Consider the following 4,072-nt stretch of genomic DNA (forward strand, 5'->3'; position numbering starts at 1 on the left):
CGCTCAACGTCGAGTTCTACACCGGCATCGGTGAGACGCTGTCCGAGCCCGTGATGCTCCCCTCGCTACTCGAGAGCAGCGGCCTGCACGATCAGCGGGTGCTGGTCGTCGACGACGTCGCAGACACCGGAAAGACGCTCAAACTTGTCGACGACTTCTGCGAGCAACAGGGTCGCGTCGCCGAGGTCCGCAATGCGGTGATCTACCAGAAGCCGCACACCATCACGACTCCTGACTACTGCTGGCGCACCACGGACAGGTGGATCAACTTCCCGTGGTCGGTCGACCCGCCGGTCGTCGGCACGCGCAACTCCAGCAGCGAATCAAACCCCTAGCGCGGCGTTCGGTACCGGCGACGGCCAGAATTTCGCGCCGTGTAGAAACGACTCATGCGCGCAATCCAGGTGACACATCATGGCGGTCCCGAGGTGCTCAACTACGGGACGGTCGACGACCCCATCCCCGCTCCCGACGAGGTGATCGCGCGGACCAGCGCGATCGGGGTCAACTTCATCGATACCTATCTGCGACGCGGCATGTACCCGTCGACCCCGCCGTACGTCCCGGGCACCGAGGGAGCGGGCGAGATCGTCGCGGTCGGCAGCGAGGTCACCGACCTCGAGCCGGGTCAACGAATCGCGTGGGTCGACGCACCAGGCTCGTACGCCGAGCTCGTTGCGGTACGCGCCGCACGCGCCATTCCGGTCCCCGACGGTGTTCCCGACGTCGTCGCAGGCTCGACGATGCTGCGCGGCCTCACCGCCCACTATCTGCTCGACGGCAGTGCACACCCGGCTTCCGGTGACACGATCCTGCTCCACGCGGGCGCCGGCGGCGTCGGCCTGATCCTGACGCAGCTCGCCAAGCGTCGCGGCATCACGGTGATCACCACGGTGTCGACAGACGAGAAGGCAGCGTTGTCGACGCAGGCAGGTGCCGACCACGTTCTGCGATACGGTGACGACCTCGTCGGACAGGTTCGTGAGCTCACCGACGGCAAGGGCGTGCCGGTGGTGTACGACGGCGTCGGAGCCGACACCTTCGAACAGTCACTGGCCTCGACTGCGGTGCGCGGGATCGTCGTCGTGTTCGGGGCGGCGAGCGGACCTGTCCCGCCGTTCGATATCCAGCGACTCAACCCGGCAGGCTCACTGTCGGTGACGCGCCCGACGCTCGGCCATTTCATCGCGAACACGGACGAATTGCGTTGGCGTTCGGGTGAATACTTCGACGCCGTTCTCGACGGCCTCGATGCCCGAGTCGGTCAGGAATATCGCCTTGCCGACGCCGCCCAGGCCCAAATCGACCTGGAGAACCGGATCACCACGGGAGCAACCGCACTCATTCCGTGAGGCGATCACGCCGACCTGCGGCCACTCGTCAGAAGTAGCTGGCGATGGTCGGCAGGTTGACGACGGCGTCGATGGCAAGTCCGCAGAACAGCGCCGCGAGGTATTCGTTCGACTGCAGGAACACCTTCAACGGTGCCACCTCGACGCCGCGTCGGGTGTCGCGGTAGAGCTTGTGCACACGGTTGAGGAACCACACGCCTGCCAGCACCGCGACGCCCGCGTAGATCCAGCTCGCGGCTCCGATGAGCAGGAACGAGCAGATCACGGTGAGCCACGTATAGATGAGGATCTGGCGGGTGACGTGCTCTTCGGTGGCGATCACCGGCAGCATCGGCACGCCTGCGGCTTTGTAGTCCTCGCGGTAGCGCATCGCCAGTGCCCAGGTATGCGGCGGGGTCCAGAAGAAGATCACACCGAACAGCACGATCGGCTGCCAACTGAGCGAACCTGTGACCGCTGCCCATCCGACCAGCGTCGGCATGCACCCGGCTGCTCCACCCCACACCACGTTCTGCCAGGTGCGGCGTTTGAGGATCAGGGTGTAGACCCCGACGTAGAAGATGATCGTGGCAGAAACCAGAAGCGCACTCAGAAGGTTCGCCGACCACCACAGGACAGCGAACGACGCCACCCAGAGCAGCAATCCGAAGATCAACGCATTGGTTCTCGTCACCGCGTGACGGGCCAGCGGACGCTTCGCGGTGCGTCGCATCTTCTTGTCGATGTCGGCGTCGACGACCATGTTGAGCGTATTGGCGCTCGCCGCACCCAACCAACCACCAAGCAGCGTGAACGCGATGATTCTGAGGTCGACGTGTCCACGATCTGCCTGCAGCATGACCGGGATCGTCGCCACCAGCAGCAATTCGATGACACGAGGCTTGGTGAGCGCGATGTACGCCATCACCGTGCCGCGTACGCGAGCGACGAAACTCGTGTCGGCGGTCGTGTTCGATTCGCTGACGGGGCGGTCAGAATCCACCTCGGACGTGCCGCGAGAAGTGGCGGAACCATCTCCGCTCACACGCTCACCGATCCTCACGTCAACTCCCCTGCCCCGCCGACGATTCGGCTCGCGGGCATTTCCGACTACTACTCAGCATGGTAGACGCTGGGGTGTTCGATCAAAGAATTGAGTCTCCGCGCCGTAGCCGACCTGCGGAGACCGGCTGACATGACGATCGTTACCGGCCACCCCCCACACCGACGGCACCGGCCGATTACTCTGGTCATCGTGGGTCGAAAGGCCCTGCATCAGCACTCGGACGCAACGCCCGCGAGTTGGCGTTCGCCCGACGCACCAGCACCACACGCATCACGCAGGCACCCCAACACGTACAGGAGACGGCACACGTGGCTGATACCGACGAGATCCGCGAACGCACCACGGCGGCTTACCCAGACGACTGGTCCGACGTGGACACACGCGCGGTCAACACCGCCCGAGTACTCGCCGCCGACGCCGTGCAGAAGGTCGGCAACGGACACCCCGGTACCGCGATGAGTTTGGCGCCGCTCGCGTACACGTTGTTCCAGCGAGTCATGCGCCACGATCCCGTCGACACCACGTGGGTCGGCCGCGACCGCTTCGTCCTCTCGTGCGGCCACTCGAGTCTGACTCTCTACATCCAGCTCTATCTCGGCGGGTTCGGTCTCGAACTCTCCGACCTCGAGGCCCTGCGCACGTGGGATTCACTCACCCCGGGGCACCCGGAGTTCCGGCACACCAAGGGCGTCGAGATCACCACCGGCCCTCTCGGACAGGGTCTGGGGTCTGCGGTCGGCATGAGCATGGCTTCGCGCTATGAGCGCGGTCTGTTCGATCCCGACGCCGCTCCCGGTGCCAGCCCGTTCGACCACTTCATCTATGTGATCGCCTCCGACGGCGACATCGAAGAGGGAGTGACGTCCGAGGCATCATCGCTCGCCGGTACGCAGGAGCTGGGCAATCTGATCGTGTTCTACGACCAGAACCAGATCTCGATCGAGGACGACACCACCATCGCACTCGGTGAGAACACCCCACTGCGCTACGAGGCGTACGGCTGGCATGTACAGACCGTCGAGAGCGGCGAGGACGTCGTCGCCATCGAGGCCGCGATCGAGGCGGCCAAGAAGGTCACCGACAAGCCGTCGCTCATCTGCCTGCGGACGATCATCGGTTACCCGGCGCCGGACAAGATGAACACCGGCGCCGTACACGGCTCGGCGCTCGGCGCCGACGAGGTCGCCAAGACGAAGGAAGCTCTCGGCTTCGATCCGGACAAGACCTTCGACGTCTCCGAAGAGGTCATCGGCCACACCCGCAAACTCGTCGAGCGGGGTGTCGAGGCCAAGGAGACGTGGACGAAGGCGTTCGACGCCTGGGCGAGCTCGAACCCCGACAACAAGAAGCTCTTCGACCGACTCCAGGCTCACGAGCTGCCCGACGGATGGCGCGATGTCCTGCCGACCTGGGCTCCCGGCGACAAGGACCTCGCGACCCGCGCGGCGTCGGGAAAGGTTCTCTCGGCGCTCGGCGGGATCCTCCCGGAGCTGTGGGGCGGTTCGGCCGACCTCGCGGGTTCGAACAACACCACGATCGACGGGGCGGCCTCGTTCGGTCCCACCGCGATCTCGACCAAGAAGTGGTCAGCCAACCCGTACGGCCGCACGCTGCACTTCGGTATCCGCGAGCATGCGATGGGCGCAATTCTCTCCGGCATCGTGCTGCACGGCCC

At 65.1% G+C, this 4,072-nt stretch carries 4 protein-coding genes; 3 read left to right on the forward strand and 1 reads right to left on the reverse strand.

Annotated elements, in window-relative coordinates; all coding sequences use genetic code 11:
- Both B3T59_RS16475 and B3T59_RS16480 read left to right on the forward strand, forming a co-directional pair.
- The coding region (locus tag B3T59_RS16475) for a phosphoribosyltransferase (protein ID WP_287004345.1) at positions 1 to 335 on the forward strand (335 nt) is incomplete at its 5' end.
- Between the two features lie 54 nt (positions 336 to 389).
- Entirely contained in the window at positions 390 to 1,352 is a 963-nt protein-coding gene (locus B3T59_RS16480) for a quinone oxidoreductase family protein (RefSeq protein WP_064863166.1), read from the forward strand.
- 28 nt (positions 1,353 to 1,380) lie between these two features.
- On the opposite strand, the gene B3T59_RS16485 is transcribed toward B3T59_RS16480, so the two are convergent.
- Positions 1,381 to 2,376: a heme o synthase gene (locus B3T59_RS16485; protein WP_064863169.1), complete on the reverse strand. Its 996-nt coding sequence runs from the start codon at positions 2,374 to 2,376 to the stop codon at positions 1,381 to 1,383.
- A gap of 329 nt (positions 2,377 to 2,705) precedes the next feature.
- Here B3T59_RS16485 and B3T59_RS16490 point away from each other — a divergent pair.
- A partial coding sequence (locus B3T59_RS16490; protein ID WP_287004346.1) for a transketolase occupies positions 2,706 to 4,072 on the forward strand: 1,367 nt, incomplete at its 3' end.

Source organism: Gordonia sp. UBA7860 (assembly GCF_002500165.1).
Classification (GTDB): Bacteria; Actinomycetota; Actinomycetes; order Mycobacteriales; family Mycobacteriaceae; genus Gordonia; species Gordonia sputi.

What these genes read in the sequence shown, in the direction of transcription:
- B3T59_RS16480 (WP_064863166.1), top strand. Translation starts at nt 390, where the DNA reads ATGCGCGCAATCCAGGTGACACATCATGGCGGTCCCGAGGTGCTCAAC.